At 66.4% G+C, this 17,931-nt stretch carries 16 protein-coding genes and 4 tRNA genes; 8 read left to right on the top strand and 12 right to left on the bottom strand.

What is annotated here, in order from left to right; genetic code table 11:
- Positions 1 to 63: 63 nt before the first annotated feature.
- From DID99_RS30760 to DID99_RS30780, 5 genes are all read right to left on the bottom strand, one after another.
- Positions 64 to 1,311 carry an ROK family transcriptional regulator gene (locus DID99_RS30760; RefSeq protein WP_124668207.1) on the bottom strand — a complete coding sequence of 416 codons (1,248 nt, stop codon included), beginning with the start codon at positions 1,309 to 1,311 and terminating at the stop codon, positions 64 to 66.
- Between the two features lie 558 nt (positions 1,312 to 1,869).
- Positions 1,870 to 1,956, bottom strand: a tRNA-Leu gene (locus DID99_RS30765).
- A gap of 391 nt (positions 1,957 to 2,347) precedes the next feature.
- Positions 2,348 to 2,434 (bottom strand) — tRNA-Leu (locus DID99_RS30770).
- Positions 2,435 to 2,544: 110 nt separating this feature from the next.
- Positions 2,545 to 3,534: an aliphatic sulfonate ABC transporter substrate-binding protein gene (locus DID99_RS30775; RefSeq protein ID WP_124668208.1), complete on the bottom strand. Its 990-nt coding sequence runs from the start codon at positions 3,532 to 3,534 to the stop codon at positions 2,545 to 2,547.
- Between the two features lie 335 nt (positions 3,535 to 3,869).
- Positions 3,870 to 3,956 (bottom strand) — tRNA-Leu (locus tag DID99_RS30780).
- A gap of 249 nt (positions 3,957 to 4,205) precedes the next feature.
- Between DID99_RS30780 and rnr the strand changes: the two genes are divergently transcribed.
- The 6 genes from rnr to DID99_RS30810 all read left to right on the top strand — a co-directional run bounded on the left by rnr (position 4,206) and on the right by DID99_RS30810 (position 11,443).
- Positions 4,206 to 6,674, top strand: a complete 2,469-nt coding sequence (gene rnr, locus DID99_RS30785; RefSeq protein WP_124485696.1) for a ribonuclease R — start codon at positions 4,206 to 4,208, stop codon at positions 6,672 to 6,674.
- A 151-nt stretch (positions 6,675 to 6,825) separates the two neighbouring features.
- Positions 6,826 to 7,569, top strand: coding sequence for a 23S rRNA (guanosine(2251)-2'-O)-methyltransferase RlmB (gene rlmB, locus DID99_RS30790; protein ID WP_044845081.1), 744 nt, complete (start codon positions 6,826 to 6,828; stop codon positions 7,567 to 7,569).
- Positions 7,570 to 7,673: 104 nt separating this feature from the next.
- Positions 7,674 to 8,546: an N-acetylmuramoyl-L-alanine amidase gene (locus DID99_RS30795; protein WP_124668209.1), complete on the top strand. Its 873-nt coding sequence runs from the start codon at positions 7,674 to 7,676 to the stop codon at positions 8,544 to 8,546.
- A gap of 115 nt (positions 8,547 to 8,661) precedes the next feature.
- Positions 8,662 to 9,354, top strand: a complete 693-nt coding sequence (rpiA, locus tag DID99_RS30800) for a ribose-5-phosphate isomerase RpiA (protein WP_260444736.1) — start codon at positions 8,662 to 8,664, stop codon at positions 9,352 to 9,354.
- 284 nt (positions 9,355 to 9,638) lie between these two features.
- On the top strand, positions 9,639 to 10,355 hold the full coding sequence (locus DID99_RS30805) for a FadR/GntR family transcriptional regulator (protein ID WP_044845078.1): 717 nt from the start codon (positions 9,639 to 9,641) through the stop codon (positions 10,353 to 10,355).
- 101 nt (positions 10,356 to 10,456) lie between these two features.
- Positions 10,457 to 11,443, top strand: coding sequence for a Gfo/Idh/MocA family protein (locus tag DID99_RS30810; protein ID WP_124668211.1), 987 nt, complete (start codon positions 10,457 to 10,459; stop codon positions 11,441 to 11,443).
- A gap of 64 nt (positions 11,444 to 11,507) precedes the next feature.
- Here the strand turns inward: DID99_RS30810 and DID99_RS30815 are convergent, their stop codons facing one another.
- From DID99_RS30815 to DID99_RS30845, 7 genes are all read right to left on the bottom strand, one after another.
- Positions 11,508 to 12,200, bottom strand: coding sequence for an amino acid ABC transporter permease (locus DID99_RS30815; protein WP_044845076.1), 693 nt, complete (start codon positions 12,198 to 12,200; stop codon positions 11,508 to 11,510).
- Positions 12,201 to 12,322: 122 nt separating this feature from the next.
- Positions 12,323 to 13,117 (bottom strand): cystine ABC transporter substrate-binding protein, encoded by a 795-nt coding sequence (locus DID99_RS30820; protein ID WP_044845075.1) that lies wholly within the window; start codon positions 13,115 to 13,117, stop codon positions 12,323 to 12,325.
- Positions 13,118 to 13,219: 102 nt separating this feature from the next.
- Positions 13,220 to 14,257, bottom strand: coding sequence for a quinone-dependent dihydroorotate dehydrogenase (locus DID99_RS30825; protein ID WP_124485691.1), 1,038 nt, complete (start codon positions 14,255 to 14,257; stop codon positions 13,220 to 13,222).
- A 178-nt stretch (positions 14,258 to 14,435) separates the two neighbouring features.
- A complete protein-coding gene (locus tag DID99_RS30830; RefSeq protein WP_124522241.1) occupies positions 14,436 to 15,266 on the bottom strand; it encodes an arginyltransferase in 831 nt (276 codons plus the stop codon).
- Positions 15,267 to 15,299: 33 nt separating this feature from the next.
- Positions 15,300 to 16,064, bottom strand: a complete 765-nt coding sequence (gene aat / locus DID99_RS30835; RefSeq protein ID WP_124485690.1) for a leucyl/phenylalanyl-tRNA--protein transferase — start codon at positions 16,062 to 16,064, stop codon at positions 15,300 to 15,302.
- An 11-nt stretch (positions 16,065 to 16,075) separates the two neighbouring features.
- On the bottom strand, positions 16,076 to 16,621 hold the full coding sequence (locus DID99_RS30840) for an NUDIX hydrolase (protein WP_040144100.1): 546 nt from the start codon (positions 16,619 to 16,621) through the stop codon (positions 16,076 to 16,078).
- Between the two features lie 172 nt (positions 16,622 to 16,793).
- A tRNA-Met gene (locus DID99_RS30845) sits at positions 16,794 to 16,870 on the bottom strand.
- A 216-nt stretch (positions 16,871 to 17,086) separates the two neighbouring features.
- On the opposite strand from DID99_RS30845, the gene DID99_RS30850 reads away from it, so the two are divergent.
- Together DID99_RS30850 and DID99_RS30855 are read left to right on the top strand one after the other, a co-directional pair.
- Positions 17,087 to 17,584, top strand: a complete 498-nt coding sequence (locus tag DID99_RS30850; protein ID WP_044845071.1) for a heme-degrading domain-containing protein — start codon at positions 17,087 to 17,089, stop codon at positions 17,582 to 17,584.
- 3 nt (positions 17,585 to 17,587) lie between these two features.
- On the top strand, positions 17,588 to 17,926 hold the full coding sequence (locus DID99_RS30855; RefSeq protein ID WP_124668212.1) for a multidrug efflux SMR transporter: 339 nt from the start codon (positions 17,588 to 17,590) through the stop codon (positions 17,924 to 17,926).
- Positions 17,927 to 17,931: the final 5 nt, after the last annotated feature.

Genomic DNA, 17,931 nt, shown 5'->3' on the forward strand with positions numbered 1-17,931 from the left:
AGCGCGCGCACGGCCGGGAAGGTCTTGCTGATGCCGCGCATCTCGAGCAGCGGCCGGGGGGACTCAGAACGCGACATGGTTGACCTCCTGCGATTCGGTGCGGGCGCCCTTGAGGATGCCGGCCCGTGGAGAGAAGTTGAAGAACATCGGCAGTGTCGCGGCGCCGATCGCGCCGGCGTCGGCGCCGAACGTGCCGCGCACGAGCGTCGGCGTGCCGCGCGCTTCCGGCGCGGTGGCGACGAGCGCCGCGCGCAGGCGGGTCGTCACCGCATCGAGCAGGCCGGCGTCGGTATCGGCGTCGAGTACGACCACCGGCGCATCGACGACGCACAGCACCGCACGCAATGCCGGCGCGAGCGCGTCGACACAGTCGTCGATCCATTCGTCGACCGCCGGCAGGCCACGCGCGATGCAGGCCTCGAGATCGGCGCGGTTCTCGACCGTCTCGCCGCAATGGCGCAGATGACGCACGAGCGCGTGCAGCGATGCGCGGGCGAGCAGGATGTCCCACGGGCCGCGGGGCGGCGGCGCGGACGCCAGCCGGCTCGGCGGCACAGGAATCACGGCGATGTCGCCGGCATTGCCGGTCACGCCGCGCAGGCAGTCGCCGTCGATCGCGATGCCGCCGCCGATCGCGGGACCGATGAACAGGTACACGAAATCGTCGCACTGCCGGCCGTACCCGTAGAACAGTTCGGCGATCGCGGCCGCGTTGCCGTCGTTTTCGCCGAACACGGGCAGCGACAGCGTGCGCCCGAGGTCGCTCGCGAAGTCGACGTCTTCCCACGCGCGGAACGTGTCGGGTGCGAGGCCGAGTTCGCGCATCCACGCGCCGAGGTTGTACGGCTGGGCGACGCCGACGCCCGTCAGGCGCGCGCGCTCATGCGTGGGGAGCAGGTCCTGCATCGCATCGATGTCGCGCCGCACGATGTCGAGCACGTCGGCGGGCGGGGGGAGCAGGCAGTCGTGGGAGCGGCGGCCGAGCACGTCGCCCGCGAAATTGACGAGCGCCGTCTCGATGCGCATCCGGTCGAGGTGGACGCCGATGCCGAACGCGCCGCGCGGATCGAGGCGGATCAGCGACGCCGGCTGGCCGCGCTGGCCCTCGGTGCGGCCGGCGGATTCGATCAGCTTCGCGTCGGCGAGGGACGCGATGATGCCGCCGACAGCCGCGCTCGTCATGTTCGCGAGACGCGCGAGGTCGGCCTTCGACGCGCTGCCCACGCGGCGCAGCGTCTTCAGCAGCAGGCGCTCGTTGTAACGGCGCACGTTGGCCGAATTGCTGCCCTGGCCGAAGTGCGGGCTTCGCATGGCGTCTCCTTCCATGTTGCGTCGAACATCGACGCATTAAATAAATCATGTTGATTTATTTAACCGCGTGAGCGGTAGCATGTCAGCCTAGGGAAATCCCGGTTTTGTTCCGGGATGAAGGCGGGGCCCGGGTTGCCGGGGCGGGCGGCCGCCGCGTCGTGCAGCGGGACCGGCGATGTCGAATTCGCGCGATGGATCGCGGCCGGCGCGCACGCTCGACGGACCGCCGGCCGGACTGACTCGCCGCGCAGGCCGGGGCGATTTGTCCTGATGCGCAGGTGGCGAAGGAAAGATGGCGCGTCATGCGCGTCACCGGGACGGTATGGGGCGCGGCGTGAACCTGGTATCGATTCGGCGCCGGAAATGAAAAAAGGCCGGCTAAAAGCCGGCCTTTTTAGAAAACAGATGGTGCCCAGGAGAGGACTCGGTCACACGAGCGCGACCCCGGCTGCGCTTGCAAGCGCAGCCTTTCGAGTCCTCGCGCAAAGCGCGCAGGCGCTTTGCTTCCTGGGCCTGAAAAAGAAAAAGGCCGGCAGAAGCCGACCTTTTTTAAATAAGTGGTGCCCAGGAGAGGACTCGAACCTCCACGATGTTGCCACCGCTAGGACCTGAACCTAGTGCGTCTACCAATTCCGCCACCTGGGCACGTTTCGCTTGCTGCGATGCGAAGACCGCTATTCTAGCGTGTCTGAAGGATCTGTCAACAGAATTTGAGGTTACGAACGAAAATAATTTGCCGGCCTGCTTGCGATGCGAGAGGGGAGCGGGAGTGTTCGTCGATGCGTCGTGATGGTCAGGTGCGACCATCGTGCCGCGGCGAGCGTATCGATTCGGCGCCGGAAATAAAAAAGGCCGGCTGAAAGCCGACCTTTTTAGAAAACAGATGGTGCCCAGGAGAGGACTCGGTCACGCGAGCGCGACCCCGGCTGCGCTTGCAAGCGCAGCCTTTCGAGTCCTCGCGCAAAGCGAGCAGGCGCTTTGCTTCCTGGGCCTGAAAAAGAAAAAGGCCGGCAGAAGCCGACCTTTTTTAAATAAGTGGTGCCCAGGAGAGGACTCGAACCTCCACGATGTTGCCACCGCTAGGACCTGAACCTAGTGCGTCTACCAATTCCGCCACCTGGGCACGTTTCGCTTGCTGCGATGCGAAGACCGCTATTCTAGCGTGTCTGGAGTATCTGTCAACACAATTTTTCGATGGCGATCAAAATTATCGCGCGTTGCAGGTTCCGGGCATCAGGCGCCGATCGGCTCAGCACGCTTTGCCGCGAAATTCCAGCGCAGCGCTTCACCCGTGTCGACGCGGGCGGGCAGCAAACCGGCCGCGAGGAACGTATCGGCGATCTTCTGCTGCTCACCGAAGTTCTGCGTGGCCACGGTGCGCACGAGATAGCTGCGTCGTGCGTTCGCGCGCTCGATCGTCTTCGCGTCGAGTCCCCAGATCGGGGCGAGGGTATTGGCGGCCTCCTGCTGATGTTCGCGCAGCCAGGTGCCGGCTTGCGACAACTGGTCGAACACGATCTGGATGACGTCGGGGCGCGCGGCGGCAAAGCTGCTCGACGCCAGGTAATAGCGTTGGTACGACGCAAGCCCGTCGCCGTCGGCCAGAATCCGCACGTCGGGATTCGCGTCGACCGATGCGACATACGGGTCCCACGTGATCCATGCATCGACGCTGCCGCGCTCGAACGCCGCGCGGCCGTCGGCCGGCGTCAGGTAGTGGATTGCGGCGTCGGCGGGGGTGAGCTTTGCGCGCGCGAGTGCGGCAAGCAGCAGGTAGTGGCTGCCGGCTGCCTTCGTGACGGCGATGCGCTTGCCCTTGAGATCGGCGAGCGTGCGCAGCGCGCTGTCGCGCTTGACGATGATGGCCTGCGCTTTCGGTGACGGCGCTTCCTGCGCGACGTATACGAAGCGCGCATGCGCGGCCTGCGCGAAGACGGGAACGGTGTCGGCCACGTCGGCACTGAAATCGACCGCGCCGACGTTGAGCGCTTCGGTCAGCGGCAAGCCGCTCGCGAATTCATGCCACGACACGCGCAGGCCGAGCGGCGCAAGCGACTGCTCCAGCGTGCCGCGCGTCTTGAGCAGCGTAATGAGCGTCGACGATTTCTGGTATCCGATGCGCAACGTGGAGGGCGCGTTCTCGGCGTGCGTCCGGATGCCGGCGACGCTCAGGCCGGCGGCCAGCATCGCGCGCGCGAACGCGCGTCGGTTCATCGACGTCATGGGGTGGTTCCTTGTCGGGTTCGTTGAAAGCGAGGCGGCTAACGTACCAACGGGGAGGGCAATCGATAACCGATTAATTCTGCTATCGATCGGAGTGGCGGGCATATGGCGCGGTACAGTACGCGCAATGTGCGGCCGGAAATGAAAAAAGGCCGGCTAGAAGCCGACCTTTTCAAAAAAAGATGGTGCCCAGGAGAGGACTCGGTCACACGAGCGCGACCCCGGCTGCGCTTGCAAGCGCAGCCTTTCGAGTCCTCGCGCAAAGCGCGCAGGCGCTTTGCTTCCTGGGCCTGAAAAAGAAAAAGGCCGGCAAAAGCCGACCTTTTTTAAATAAGTGGTGCCCAGGAGAGGACTCGAACCTCCACGATGTTGCCACCGCTAGGACCTGAACCTAGTGCGTCTACCAATTCCGCCACCTGGGCACGTTTTGCAGTAGCTGCTTGCTGCAAAGAAGCGGAATTATAGCGCCCCAATTAATCGTGTCAACACTTTTTTGCGATGCACCGCAAACCGGTCGCCGCGGCGCCTGCACGCGGCATTCGCGTCATTTGGCGACACAGGCGGGTGATAGAATGATCCGCCGCCGTCACTATAGAACTGTCTGACGGACACTTCTATGTTGATGCCGTGCACCATCAGTCAACGCAACGAGAACAATCATCGACAAACCCTTGAGCAAATATCCGTACCCCATTCCGAGCCGTGAAGAAATTCTCGGCGTGCTGCGTACGAGCGACGCGCCGCTGGCAGCCAACGACATCGCCGAAGCGCTGTCGATCAAGCGTCAGGAGCGCGAGGGGTTCTTCCGGCGTGTCGCCGCGATGGAACGCGACGGCCAGATCCGCCTCGACAAGCGCGGCCACTACCAGCTCACCCATCCGTCGAACTTCGTTGCCGGCCGCGTGCAGGGCCATCGCGACGGCTACGGGTTCGTGATCCGCGACGACGGCCAGGACGACCTGTTCCTGCCGAACGGCGAAATGCAGAAGGTCATGCACAACGACCGCGTGCTCGCGCGGATCGTCGGCTACGATCGCCGCGGCCGGCCGGAAGGGCACGTCGTCGAAGTCACCGAGCGCGCGAACAAGCGCGTGATCGGCCGCCTGCTCAACGAGAACGGCGCACTGATCGTCGCCCCCGAAGACAAGCGCATCGGCCACGACATCCTGATCACGCAGAACGTGAAGAAGGCGAAGGTCGGGCAGGTCGTCGTCGTCGAACTGACCGACTTCCCGAGCCGTCATTCGCAACCGCTCGGCCGCGTCGTCGAAGTGCTCGGCGACATCGACGATCCGGGCATGGAAATCGAGATCGCCGTTCGCAAGTACGGCGTGCCGCACGAATTCAGCCAGCCGGCGCTCGACGAAGCCGCCGCGCTGCCGGACAAGGTCCGGCCGACCGACCTGCGCTTCCGCGTCGACCTGCGCGACGTGCCGCTCGTGACGATCGACGGCGAGGATGCCCGCGACTTCGACGATGCCGTCTACTGCGAGCCGACCAAGGTCGGCCGCGGCGACGGCTTCCGCCTGATCGTCGCGATCGCCGACGTGTCGCACTACGTGCAGCCGGGCAGCGGGCTCGATGCCGACGCGCTCGAGCGCAGTACGTCGGTCTACTTCCCGCGCCGCGTGATCCCGATGCTGCCGGAGAAGCTGTCGAACGGCCTCTGTTCGCTGAACCCGCAGGTCGATCGCTGCGTGCTCGCATGCGACATGGTGATTACCGCGCGCGGCGAGATCAAGGCGTACCAGTTCTATCCGGCCGTGATCCATTCGGCCGCGCGCCTCACGTACACCGAAGTCGCGGCCGTGCTGTCGAACACGAAGGGGCCGGAGGCCGCGCGCCGCGCGGACCTGCTGCCGCACCTGCAGGATCTGTACGGCGTCTACAAGGCGCTGTTCGCCGCACGCCAGAAGCGCGGCGCGATCGACTTCGACACGACCGAGACCTACATCGTCTGCAACTCGCAAGGCAAGATCGAGCAGATCGTCCCGCGTCAGCGCAACGATGCGCACAAGCTGATCGAGGAATGCATGCTGGCCGCGAACGTGTGCGCGGCCGATTTCCTGAAGCGCCACAAGCACCCGGGCCTGTACCGCGTGCACGCGGGGCCGACGCCGGAGAAGCTCGAGAACCTGCGCGCGTTCCTGCGCGGGATGGGCCTCTCGCTCGGCGGCGGCGACAAGCCGCATGCGAGCGACTACGCGGCGCTGATGGCGCAGATCCGCGACCGGCCCGACGCGCAGATGCTGCAGCCGATGCTGCTGCGCTCGATGCAGCAGGCCGTCTACAGCCCTGACAACATCGGTCACTTCGGTCTCGCATACGAGGCGTACGCGCACTTCACGAGCCCGATTCGCCGCTATCCCGACCTGCTCACGCACCGCGCGATCTACGCGATCCTGTCCGGCAAGAAGTATGCGCCGAAGGCGCCGGACGGCTTCGAGCTGAACACCGCGCTGTCGCCGCGCGCCCGCGCGATGCAGCAGGCCGACGACGAAGCGCGCGGCCGTTCGCGCTCGAACACGGCGATCTGGGAAGAACTCGGCCTGCACTGCTCGGCGAACGAGCGCCGTGCCGACGAAGCGTCGCGCGACGTCGAGGCCTGGCTCAAGTGCTACTTCATGCGCGACAAGCTCGGCGAGGAGTACGGCGGGATGGTGAACGGCGTCACGTCGTTCGGCATCTTCGTGCAGCTCGATACGCTGTTCATCGAGGGGCTCGTGCACGTCACGGAACTCGGCTCGGACTACTTCCAGTACGACGAGATCAAGAACGAGCTGCGCGGCGAGCGCACGGGCATCCGTTATCGCCTGTCGGATCGCGTGCGCGTGCAGGTGAGCCGCGTCGATCTCGACGCGCGCAAGATCGACTTCCGCCTCGTGCGCGACACGCCGGTGAAGGCGCCGCGTCCGGCACCGGCGCCGGCTGTCGCCGGCAACGGTAACGGTAACGATCGCGGCGGCCCGCGCGTGCGCGCGTTGCCGCCGGTGGAGGACGCCGCGCCGCGCCGCAAGAAGGCGGCCAGCGCGCCGACCGTCGCGGTGAAGGAGGCGCGCGCCGCGCGTGCCGCGAAGAAGAAGGGCGGCGCGGCGGCGAAGACGGCCGCGAAGAAGGTGCACGCCCGCAAGAAGTATTGAGCGTTCGGGGCGGCGCACGCGCACGCCCTTGCAGTATCGAGAGACGCCGCGCTTGACCGGTCACCGGCCGGCAACGCGGCGCTTTCCTTTTCCATGGATCGCGGCTGCGCACGTCGCGCGGCCGCACGTTTGATCGAAGGTTGTTCCAGTCATGTCTCGTCTGAAGGTTCTTTACGGTTTTCATGCGGTGACCGCGCGTTTGCGGCACGATGCGTCGACGGTTGCGGAGGTGCTGTACGACCAGACGCGCCGCGACCGCCGCATGCAGGACTTCCTGCACGCCGCGAAGGAAGCGGGCGTGCGGCTGATTGCGGCCGATGAAACCCGCCTGTGGGGCCTCGCGCATACCGAGCGCCACCAGGGCGTCGTGGCGCGCGTCGAGGATGTTCCGCTCGCACAGAACCTGTCCGAGCTGCTCGACGGCATCCAGGGCCCGGCGCTGCTGCTGGTACTCGACGGCGTCACCGATCCGCACAACCTCGGCGCATGCCTGCGTGTCGCCGATTCGGCCGGCGCGCATGCAGTGATCGCGCCGCGCGACCGCGCGGTCGGCCTGAACGCGACCGCAGCGAAGGTCGCGAGTGGCGCGGCCGACACGGTGCCGTACATCACGGTCACGAACCTCGCCCGCGCGCTGCGCGAGCTGAAGGACGCGGGCGTGTGGGTCATCGGTACGTCGGACGAGGCGTCGGGCACGCTGTACGACACGAAGCTCGACGGTCCCGTCGCCATCGTGATGGGTGCGGAAGGCGAAGGCATGCGCCGGCTCACGCGCGACACCTGCGACGAAGTGATGAGCATCCCGATGGCCGGCAGCGTCGAAAGCCTGAACGTGTCGGTCGCGAGCGGCGTGTGCCTGTATGAAGCGGTGCGGCAGCGGCGCGTGAAGGGCTGATACACGGGCTGACGCGCGCGGTCTCGCGCGCTGCGCGGGCCGTCACGACCCGCACGACGCGTGCCGCGACTGCGCGCGGCACGCGCCTCCCGGAACTCGCGAACATGACCCTGTTTCGCCTCGGCGCATCGTGCGCCATCCTCGGCCTGCTGGCCGCCTGCACGTCGCCGTCACTGGTCGGGCGCGGCACTTACTACGCCGACACGAGCTTGCACGCACGCGGCGCCGATTCGCGGATCCGCTTTCTCGTGATGCATTACACCGAAAGCGACGAAGCGAAATCGCTGCGCACGCTGACGGGCGATTCGGTCAGCGCGCACTACGTCGTGCCGCCGCAACCGCGCATCGAACGCAGGATGCCGGTGGTCTACCAGCTCGTGCCCGAATCGGAACGCGCATGGCAGGCGGGCATCAGCGAATGGCAGGGCACGACCGAGCTCAACGCAGCGTCGATCGGCATCGAGAACGTGAATCGCGGCCCGCTCGATCCGCAAAACCGCACGTGGCAGCCGTATCCGCCCGAACAGGTCGATGCGCTGATCCGTCTGTCGAAAGATGTCGTCGCGCGCTACCGGATTCCGCCGACGCGCGTGGTCGGGCACAGCGACATCGCGCCGCAACGCAAGATCGATCCGGGGCCGCTGTTCCCGTGGCATGCGCTCGCGCAAGCCGGTGTCGGCGCGTGGCCGGACGATGCGACCGTGGCCGCCCGGCTCGGCGGCCGCGATCCGCACGCGCTCGTCGACGTGCGCGAACTGCAGCTGAAGCTCGCGCGCTACGGCTACGACGTGCCGGCCGACGGCGTGCTCGACACCCGCACGCGACGCGTATTCGCGGCGTTCCAGATGCATTTCCGGCCGGCCGACTATGCGGGTAATCCGGACGCCGAAACCGATGCGATCGCACAGGCGCTGCTCGACAAGTATTTCTCCGCCACGCCGCCGGCGGGCGACGCATCCGCCACCGGCGCGCCGTGATCGCCGGCGTGCCCGGCGCTGATCGCAGCGCCGGCACCCCACCGAAAATGCCCGGGTCGTCTCCCGAGTCCGGTAAACTGGCGGTTTTCCGCAATCCCGCTGTATTCCCACCCCCATGACTCAAGACGAACTCAAACGCCTGGTCGGCCAGGCGGCCGCCGATTATGTGATCCAGAACGTGCCGGAAGGCGCCGTGATCGGCGTCGGCACCGGCTCGACCGCCAACTGCTTCATCGACGCGCTCGCGGCCGTCAAGTCGCGCTATCGCGGCGCCGTGTCGAGCTCCATCGCGACCACCGAACGCCTGAAATCGCACGGCATCAAGGTGTTCGACCTGAACGAGGTCGAATCGCTGCAGGTGTACGTCGACGGTGCCGACGAGATCGACGCAAGCGGTGCAATGATCAAGGGCGGCGGTGGCGCATTGACGCGCGAAAAGATCGTCGCGTCGGTGGCCGATACCTTCGTCTGCATCGCGGACGGCAGCAAGCGCGTGCCGGTGCTCGGCGCATTCCCGCTGCCGATCGAGGTCGTGCCGATGGCACGCACGGCGATCGGCCGGCGCGTGACCGCGCTGGGCGGCGTGCCGGTGCTGCGCGTGACGAAGGACGGCGCGCCGTACATCACCGACAACGGCAACGAGATCATCGACGTCAAGGGGCTGCAAATCACCGATCCGCGCGGTTTCGAGGCGCGGGTCAACGCATGGCCGGGCGTCGTGACGGTCGGCCTGTTCGCCGCGCGCGGCGCGAATCTGTGCCTGCTCGGCACGGCAAACGGCGTTGAAACGATCGTTTATCCCGATTAATCGAAACTGAATGAGAAGCAGTCCGTAATGGCATCCGGATGCCGTAATGGATTGCATGTTCAAAGTTCGTGGAAAGCCCGGCCCGGCAAGCGCAGCGCGCTTTCCGGGCTTTTTTTGAAGCCTTATAAATCAACCGCATCAAAAAGAGGGATAACCCTGTCAGGTGTTTACCAGATAGCGAAATATCCCCGAACTCATCAACTTATAGATCATAAGAACAGTCGTAACCAGGGCCGGCGGAACTGCGGAGCAGGTGTTCGCAAATCGACGCACGGGGAGGTGTCATGGAGCAGGGCAAAGACCGGTCACTGGTCGCCAAAGTGATGGATGGGCTTGTCGCAGGTATCGTCGAGGACAAGTACGGCGGCATTCTGCCGCCGCAGGATGTGCTGTCGAAAGAGTTCGACGTGAGTCGCACGGTGATGCGCGAAGCATTGTCGATGTTGCTCGCGCGCGACATGCTCGACGTGCGTCCGAAAGTCGGTACGCGCGTTCGGCCGATGCGCGACTGGCGCATGATCGATGAAGACGTGGTGAGCTGGCGGTTTCGTGCGAAGCCGGATCCGCAGTTCATGCGCGACGTCATCGAATTCCGGATGCTGATCGAACCGCGCGCGACCGCGCAGGCGGCGGTCCGTGCGACGGCGGCCGACATCGCGGGCATCCGCGAGGCGTTCGAAGCGTTCAAGGTGTTGCAACCGGGCGACCCCGGTTATGACACGGCGGACGAACTGCTGCACACGCGAATCGTCCAGGCGAGCGGCAACCAGTTTTTCCAGCAGATGGCGGCGATCGTGCGCGGCGCTGTGCGGCTCGTGAATCCGCGCGTCGCGCAGAAGGACGGTGCGCACGACATCGCGGTGAAGGCGCATGCGCGCGTCGTCGATGCGATCGAACGCCGCGATCCGCGCGAAGCCGAGGCGGCGTCGCTTGCCCTGATCGATTTCAGCGCCGACGAGATCTCGCGCGATTTCTCCGTCGACGTGCCCGTGCGCGCTTGAATCGGCGCGGGTCGCTTATCCCTGTGCCGGCGAGCCGTTTATCATGACGGCCGACCGGCAGCGTGCCGGCCACCGTCATACGACCGACACGGAAGATCCGGATGAACGAATTCGACAACCGCCCGGTGCGCTTCGGCATCGTCGGCGCAGGCAGCATCGCACGCCGTTTCGCGCAAAGCCTCGCGCACGTGCCGGGTGCCACGCTCGCCGGCGTGTGGGCCCGCCGCGCCGATGCGGCAACCGCTTTCTGCGACAGCTGCGGCGGCAAGCCTGCCGCCAGCCTCGACGCGCTCCTCGCGAGCGACATCGACGCGATCTATATCGCGACCCTCCACGACAGTCACGCGCACTACGCGCAAGCGGCGCTCGCCGCCGGCAAGGCCGTGCTGTGCGAAAAACCCGCGACGCTGAACGCGACGCAGCTCGATGCCGTGCTGGATGCGGCACACGCTGCCGGACGGCTCTTCATGGAAGCGATGAAGCCGCCGTTCTTTCCGTTGTATCGTCAGTTGCGCGCGCATCTGCATGACGATCCGATCGGCGAGATCAGGCTCGTGCGCGCGGGCTGCGCGTCGTCGTCGGTGCCGGACGATCATTCCGTCTATCGGCTCGACCGCGCCGGTGGCGCGCTGCTCGACATCGGAATCTACGAAGCCTTTCTCGCGGTCGACTGGCTCGGCGCGGCAGTCGACGTGCAGACGCTCGGCCGCATCGGCGCGACGGGTGTCGACGTGTTCGCGAGCCTGAACAGTCGTCACGCGAACGGCGGCATTGCGCAGCTCTTTTGCGGGCTCGACGTGATGGGACGCGGCGATGCGCTGATCGCTGCAGCAGGCGGGCACGTGACGATTCACGAAAAGTGGTGGAACCCCGCGCGGGCGACGATCCGCTATGCGGACGGGCGCACGGTCGAACTCGACGCGCCGGTCGACGGCGGCGGCCTGAACTACGAGACCGCGCATTTCTGCGACCTGCTGCGCGCGGGCGAACTCGAGAGCCCGATCATGACGCACGACCATTCGCGGCGAATGATCGCGATGACCGATGCGGCACGCACGGCACTCGGCGTGCGCTATTCGGGCGAGTAGGCTGGAAGGACGGGAAGGCGGGGGCCGGGCGCGCATCCGCGGCCCGGCGGGAGAGGCGACGTGCTCAGTGCCGCGCGGGCAGCGACAGGCGCTTTTCGTACCAGCGCTGGACCCATTCGAGGATCTGGCACAGCACCCAGTAGATCGCGGCGGCGGCCAGGTACAGCGGCAACGGCTGGTAGGTCGCCGCGATCACTTCCTGCGCGCTGCGCAGCAGTTCGGTCACGGTGATGACGGACACGAGCGACGTGTCCTTGATCAGGCTGATCAGGCTGTTCGACAGGCTCGGCACCGCGATGCGCAGCGCCTGCGGGCCGATCACGTAGCGCAGCGTCTGCCCCCACGACAGCCCGAGGCTGTAGGCGGCCAGCCATTGGCCGCGCGCGATTCCGTTGATCGCGCCGCGCATGCTTTCGGACATGTAAGCGGCGACATTCGCGGAGAGCGCGATCACGCCGGCCGGTGTCGGGTCGAGCGAGATGCCGAGGCTCGGCAGTCCGTAATAGATGACGAAGATCTGCACGAGCAGCGGCGTGCCGCGCATCAGGCTCACGTAGGCGCGTGCGAGCCCCGCGAGCGCGTTGACCCAGATGCGTTCGAAGCCGTCGAGCGGTTCGCTTTGCCGGATGCCCATCATCGCGAGCACGACGGCGCCGAGCAGGCCGAACACCATCGACAGCACGGCGAACTTGACGGTCAGTACGGCACCCTGGGCGAGCACCGGCAGCGATTGGACGAGCAGGGACGTTGTCGACATGGAATACGAATCGAATGCGTGCGCGAAAGCGCAATCATAAACCGGACCGATAAAACAAAGGGCGGCATCGCTCCGGATGCCGCCCTTTCCGGCCCGCCGTCAGGCGGGAAGCAGAGGCGTGCTTACTTGACCGGCTTCGTCACGTCGATGCCGAACCACTTGTCCGAGATCTTCGTGAACGTGCCGTCGGCCTCGAGTTGCGCCATCGCGTCGTCGATCGCCTTCTGGAACTTCGGGTTGCCCTTCTTGAACGGGATGCCCGACGGATTCGCCGAGCCGACGTTCGCGCCCGGGCGCAGCGGCAGTTGCGAGTTCTTCGTCAGGTACGCGAGCATCAGGCGGTCGTTGAGCGCCGCATCGAGACGGCCGGCCGCGAGGTCGCGCAGGTACTCGGGCGCGCCCGGGTAGGTCTTCACGTCGATGCCGGGCACCGACTTCGCCATGTCCATGTAGTTCGTGCCGAGCGCGACGCCGAGCTTCTTGCCCTTCAGGTCGTCGAGCGACTTGAACTGGCGCGTGTCGTCCTTGCGCTGGATCAGCTGGGCGGACGAATAGGTGTACGCGGGCGAGAAGTCGAGCGTTTCCTTGCGCTTGTCGGTGATGCCGACCTGGTTGGCGATCACGTCGAACTTGCCGGCCTGCAGGCCCGCGATGATGCCGCTCCATTCGGTCGTGACGAACTCGGCCTTCACGCCGAGCTTCGCGGCGACGGCATTCGCGATGTCGACGTCGAAGCCGACGAGTTCGCCTTGCGGGTTCTTCGAGTTGAACGGCGGGAACGTGCCTTCGAGGCCGACGCGCAGCGTGCCGCGTTGTTTCACCTGGTCGAGGAGGTCGGCCGCCTGCGCGGTGGCGGCGGCGAACGACGTGCCGATCAGGCCGGCGACCAGCAGCTTCTTCAGCAGCGAAATTTTCATCGTGTGAGCTTCCTTGCCCCAGCGGGGCGCTTGATTCTGACTGTGGGGTCGATCATAGCAAAAATACAATCGACCATTAAATATCGTTTGTTTATGGCTATATTACACGGCGCGGTCACGCGCGATTGCCTTCACGCACTCGGCGACGAGCGCGGGGCCGCGATAGATGAAGCCCGTGTACAGCTGGACGAGCGACGCGCCGGCCGCGAGCTTCGCGCGCGCGTCCTCGCCCGAGAAGATGCCGCCGACGCCGATGATCGGCACCGCGCTGCCGACTTCGGCATGCAGTTTGCGGATCACTTCGTTGGACGCATCGAACACCGGACGGCCCGACAGGCCGCCGGCTTCGTCGGCGTGCGGCAGGCCCTGCACGGCCGCACGCGACAGCGTCGTGTTGGTGGCGATGACCGCCTCGATCTTGTGGCGCAGCAGCGTGTCGGCGATTTCCTTGACCTGTTCGTCGTCGAGATCGGGCGCGATCTTCAGCGCGAGCGGCACGAGCTTGCCGTGCAGGTCGGCGAGGCGTTGCTGCTTGTCCTTCAGCGCCGCGAGCAGCGCGTCGAGTTCGCCCGCGCCCTGCAGCTGGCGCAGGTTCTTCGTGTTCGGCGACGAAATGTTGATCGTCACGTAGCTTGCGAACGGATACACGCGCTCGAGGCAGTAGAGATAGTCTTCCGCGGCGCGTTCGATCGGCGTGTCGGCGTTCTTGCCGATGTTCAGGCCGAGGATGCCGCGATAGCGGGCCGCCTGGACGTTCTTCACGAACTGATCGACGCCGTGGTTGTTGAAGCCCATCCGGTTGATCAGCGCTTCCGCCTGCGGCAGACGGAACATCCGCGGGCGCGGATTGCCCGGCTGCGGGCGCGGCGTGACCGTGCCGACCTCGATGAAGCCGAAGCCGAGCGCCGCGAGGCCGTCGATGGCCGCGCCGTCCTTGTCGAGGCCGGCGGCGAGGCCGACCGGGTTGCGGAACGTGAGTCCCATCACGGTGCGCGGCGCATCGGGCACGCGGGCCGACAGCGCGCAGGCGAGGCCCGTGCGGCCGGCCGCGCCGAGCGCGCGCAGCGTGAGGTGGTGAGCGTCTTCCGCATCCATCTTGAACAGGGATGCGCGGGCCAGCGGATAGAGGGAACTGAACACGGGAATTGGGCGGACGGCCGGAATGAATGACAACCCGCTATTTTACCGGGAGTTGCGCGGCAAGGGCGGGCTTCGCTTCGCATGCGCGGCCGGTGGCACCGCTTGTGCCGCGCGGCAACGCGTGCAAGGGCCGCAGGGTGCCCGTTGCAGGCGCCCCGCCGCGCCGCGGGATGGCCCGTCAGCCCGACCCGGAATGTCCGCCCGGCAGCGGCGCGCGGGCGAGTGCCGCGTCGACCGGCGGCAGGTCGACCCGATCCGGATCGAGTATTTTCCAGCGGCCGTCGAGCAATCCTTCGAGCGGATGGAAGTTGGCCTTGTAGGCCATCTTCGGGCTCTCGCGGATCCAGTAGCCGAGATACACGTACGGCAGGCCGAGGCTCTTCGCCTGCTCGATCTGCCACAGGATGTTGTACGTGCCGTAGCTCGTATGCTGCTCGTCCGGCTCGAAGAACGTATAGACCGACGACAGTCCGTCGCCGAGGATGTCGATCATGCTGACCATGCGCAGCTTGCCGGGCTCGCCGCCCGGCGCGTCGAGGTCGCGGAATTCGACGAGGCGCGAATTGATCCGGCTCTGCAGCAGGAACTGCTCGTACTGGTCGCGGCTGTCGCGATCCATGCCGCCGCCCGCGTGGCGTGCCGACTGGTAGCGCATGTAGAGCGCGTAGTGCTCCTCGTCGTAGTGCAGTGGCGAGACCGTCGCGACGAGCGCGCGGTGCCGCTTCCACATCCGGCGCTGGGTGCGCGACGGCGTGAACGCGCCGACCGGCACGCGCACCGGCACGCAGGCACGGCAGCCGTCGCAGTACGGGCGATAGGTGAACACGCCCGAGCGCCGGAAGCCGGCCTTCACGAGCTCGGTATAGATGTCGGAATTGATCAGGTGGCTCGGCGTCGCGACTTGCGAGCGCGCGACGCGGCCGTCCAGATAGCTGCACGGATAGGGCGCCGTTGCATAGAATTGCAGCGCCGAAAGCGGTGAAAGCGGCAGCTCAGTCGGGTGAGTCATGGGCAGCTCTCGATGCAGGGAGGGAGTGCCGCGCTAGCGCTCGATCCCGGAGGGGGCGGCCGGTTCGGCAGGGCTCGTCAGCATGGCGAGCACACGCTTGTCGAACTGCCACGGAATCGGCGGTTCGGCTACCGCGCGGCGCACGTGAGCGACAAAGGCCTTGCGTGCGATCTCGCGGCCACCGAGCGACGCTAGATGCGACGTATTCTGCTGGCAGTCTATCATCTCCAGCCCCTGCTCGCGAAGGTGGGCGACGAGCGTCGCCAGCGCGATCTTCGACGCATCGGTGACATCCGCATACATCGATTCGCCGAAAAACATCCGCCCGAACGCGACGCCGTAGAGGCCGCCCACGCGTCGCCCGTCGTGCCACGCCTCGATGCTGTGCGCGTTGCCGGAACGGTAGAGCGACGAATACGCGTCGATGATCTCGGCCGTGATCCAGGTACCGCGCTGCCCGCGGCGCGGCGCTTGCGCGCACGCGCGCATCACGCCCGGAAAGTCATGGTCGACGCGCACTTCCCACGCGGAGTCGCGCAGCACGCGCTTGAGCGTCTTGCGCAGCGACGGGGACACCTTGAATTCGGCCGGCGCGAGGATCATCCGCGGGTCGGGGCTCCACCACAGCACGGGCTGGCCGTCCGAATACCACGGGAAGATGCCGCGCAGGTAGGCCTCGATCAGGCGGGACGGCAGCAGGTCGGCGCTCGCGGCGAGCAGCCCCGGCGCGCCGGTCGCGGAGCCGAGCGCGCGTTCGACGGGCGGGAATGGATCGTCCGGGCCGAGCCAGGGGACCATGGGGCGCGGGCTCAGCCGTTGCGCAGCGAGCGGAAGATATCGCCGGTATGGACGCCGTAGTCGCCGGCGGCGCGATCGGCGAAGAAGAAACGCAGCGTCTGGCTGACGGTCGGGAACGCGATCTCGTCCCACGGAATGTCGGCTTCGTCGAACAGCTTGACTTCGAGGCTTTCCTCGCCGGCCTCGTAAGCCGGATCGACGAGCCGCGCCAGATAGAACAAATGGACCTGGTGCACGTGCGGCACGTTGAGCAGCGTGAACAGGTTCTGAACCTCGACGCGTGCGCCGGCTTCCTCGAGCGTTTCGCGCGCGGCGGCCTCGGCCGTCGTCTCGCCCATTTCCATGAAGCCTGCCGGCAGCGTCCAGAAACCGTAGCGCGGTTCGATCGCACGGCGGCACAGCAGCACCTGATCGCCCCAGACCGGCACCGTGCCGACCACGTTGCGCGGATTCTGGTAATGGATCGTGCCGCAGTGATCGCAAATGAAGCGCTCGCGGTTGTCGCCCGGAGGAATGCGCGCGATGACTTCGTGACCGCAGACGGAGCAGAATTTCATGTCGAGTGGAAGGGACGAGGTGATGCGAGTGTATCACCGGGGCGGGGCATTCTCGAACGCGAGCGCATGTGCGCGGCGTGCGGCGCGAAGCGCAACGTGCGAGGCGCGCAATCGCGCGCCGGAAAACAAAAAGCCCGGCGTGGAGCCGGGCTTTTTGCATGAATCGGGACGTTGGTTGCGGGGGTAGGATTTGAACCTACGACCTTCGGGTTATGAGCCCGACGAGCTGCCAGACTGCTCCACCCCGCGTCCGTCGAAGAAATGAATTATATGGGCTAACCAGAATGCTTGCAAGCACTTTCTGATAATCGCGTTTCAGTCGCCGGCGGGACGCCGGCAGGGCCGGTACGGCAGGCGCGTGCGCTAGAATCGAGCGGTTTGCTTGTGTCGTTCACGCCTGCAGCGGAGAGTCGCGCGCGATCGCGTCGGTGCCGTTGCAACACTCACTACTGCATCCACGGATTCATGGACATCGCTCACGATCTGCAATCGATCGGCGCGCAGGAACAGGCGCTCGTGTTTCCCCATTTCGACCCGGCTCGTGCCTGGGCGCTCGGCAACCGGATGCATGCGCTCGCGACGTCGCGCGGCCATGCGATCGCGATCGACATCGTCACGTTCGGCCAGCCGCTGTTCTATGCGGCGCTCGCCGGCGCGACGCCCGACAACGCCGACTGGGTACGCCGCAAGCGCAACGTCGTCGCGCACTTCCGCCGCAGTTCGTATGCGATCGGCCTGCGCATGCAGCAGGCCGGCGCCACGCTCGCCGACAAGCACGGGCTGCCGATCTCCGACTATTCGCCGCACGGCGGCGCGTTTCCGCTGACCGTCGCGGGGGCCGGCGTGATCGGCTCGATCACCGCATCGGGGCTGCCGCAGCGCGCGGATCACGAGTTCGTCGTCGAAGCCCTGTGCGCCGAGCTCGGGCAGGACTATGCCGTGCTGGCACTTGCAAGGAGCTGAGCGATGCAGATTCCGGGTTACGCATGGCTCGCGATCGCGATCGTCGCGGAAGTGGTCGGCACGTCCGCGCTGCGCGCGGCGGACGGCTTCACGCGCTTGTGGCCGTCGGCGCTCGTCGTGGCCGGTTACGGCATCGCGTTCTACTGTCTGTCGCTCACGCTGCGCACGATGCCCGTCGGCATCATCTATGCGGTGTGGTCGGGGGCCGGCATCGTGCTGATCACGCTCGTCGCGATGCTGCTCTATCGCCAGGTGCCGGACCTGCCGGCCGTGATCGGCCTCGGGCTGATCGTCTCGGGCGTCGTGGTGCTGAACCTGTTCTCGAAGATGCAGGCGCACTGAGCGTG

The sequence above is a fragment of the Burkholderia sp. Bp8986 genome, assembly GCF_003854225.1.
Lineage (GTDB): Bacteria > Pseudomonadota > Gammaproteobacteria > Burkholderiales > Burkholderiaceae > Burkholderia.